The 1,575-nt window shown below is 35.8% G+C and carries 2 protein-coding genes; both read right to left on the minus strand.

Annotated features, from left to right (window positions below; translation table 11 throughout):
* Positions 1-167: 167 nt before the first annotated feature.
* Positions 168-959, minus strand: coding sequence for a nucleotidyl transferase AbiEii/AbiGii toxin family protein (locus C511_RS0112430; RefSeq protein ID WP_024997765.1), 792 nt, complete (start codon positions 957-959; stop codon positions 168-170).
* On the minus strand, positions 956-1,477 hold the full coding sequence (locus C511_RS16830) for a type IV toxin-antitoxin system AbiEi family antitoxin domain-containing protein (protein ID WP_052000749.1): 522 nt from the start codon (positions 1,475-1,477) through the stop codon (positions 956-958). The genes C511_RS0112430 and C511_RS16830 overlap by 4 nt, the downstream gene beginning before the upstream one ends.
* Positions 1,478-1,575 lie beyond the last annotated feature (98 nt).

Consider the following 1,575-nt stretch of genomic DNA (forward strand, 5'->3'; position numbering starts at 1 on the left):
CAAAAAAAAAGGAGTCACGCCTGACTCCAACCTTTGTTAACCTTAAATCTAATACTATGAAAAACACATTGCAAAGGTACGCACTTTTTTGAAATCTGCAAGCATTGCGTGCGAAAATATGTGTTTTATAACATACTTTAATAATGGTATCTCTTTATTATATAAACTTATAACCTTTCAATTAGTTTAAGTTTCATTGCCTCCCACGCCTTATCATTGTCATATTCCACTCCTGGTCTTAATATGGCATGTATATCCTCTCTAAATTCCTTGTCAAGTAGTTTTTCCTCCATGTTAACAAGAAATTGTTTCTGAGTAGGAGATTTATCCACAGAATATTCCATGTATGTTTTATAACAATGGATTATTTTTTTTGTATCAACATTCTGATGAGTCATTGCCCAATACAAATCAAATAGGTCGCGTCCTTTACGGCGTTGATATAACGCACGCATTTTTGTTCCCAGTAATTCTTCTAGTTCGTATCCTGTCAAACTGCATTCACCAGAAAACCATCCGTTCTCTACTTTGTATGGAATTTCCTTTAACCCTAGCACTGTAAAGTGCTCTCGAGTGTTAATCTCTATCTTCAATCGCATATTAATTACAGGCAGTGTGCTTGTATCGAAACGATAAACGACGGCATTATTGTGGATATGTTGCTTTACTGTTCTCTTAGTTCCGAGAAAGGCTAATCGTTCGCGAATTTGCTTTAATATCGGATTGATCGGTTCTGAATTAATTTGCACTAAATCTATATCTTCTGAATAGCGGACTTGCGGCTGTAAATACAATTTGTGCAAAGCAGTACCACCTCTGAAAGCAAGTGATTTTTTCAGCAGATCATCAGAGAATATTTCTACCAAAGCCCTGGCAATAACTAAATCTTGCTCCACCTGTGCGTCATTTGGCCAAGGAGCAACTGCTTTCCATTCTTCTATATATCGGCGTGGTATCATAAATCGCTTTCTATCTTTATATTTTTAATCACCTTCCATGTTTCGTCTAGCTCTCCCTGCTTTTCTTTTTGAGTACTCAATAATATCGGAGATAAATTACGGCTATTTAAAATTTTCAATAAAGAATCAGAGAGTTTTTCTTCACCTAATACTTTATCAAAAAGATACCCCAACCGTTGAATTACGGGAGTATTTATATATCTTTTCGCAGTTCTATGGAGTGTTGTTGTTTTCATTTCTTGAGCTAACTCTTGTAAAATGGTAACAGTTCTATTCATTCCTATTTTATCGACATAAGCCACTAAATCGAGTGCCGTTAATTCAGGAGAAGAAACATTGAGATAACCGGCGTCAGTTGTTTTCTGAACTATATCGTCTTGTTCCCATGAGTTTTTCGAGAAAAATGAGACTTTTAATTTTTTATTATTAATACTTCTGGGAGCGGGAGTTTCTGCTATTACAAAGTATTCCATGGGTTGTTGATGTGCTGCTCCATATAATGCTGCCGCAGATAACAAAGCTGTATATAATAACTTAAAAGTATACCACCCTAATAATTAAAAAGTATACCACTGTCAGTCCGTAGAAGACCGAGCAGTGCGCCCTGATTATTTGA

Origin of the sequence: Bacteroides graminisolvens DSM 19988 = JCM 15093, from assembly GCF_000428125.1 — a bacterium.
Taxonomy (GTDB): Bacteria; Bacteroidota; Bacteroidia; order Bacteroidales; family Bacteroidaceae; genus Bacteroides; species Bacteroides graminisolvens.

Coding starts and splice junctions, on each gene's coding strand:
- C511_RS0112430 (WP_024997765.1), bottom strand. CDS start 959: ATGATACCACGCCGATATATAGAAGAATGGAAAGCAGTTGCTCCTTGG.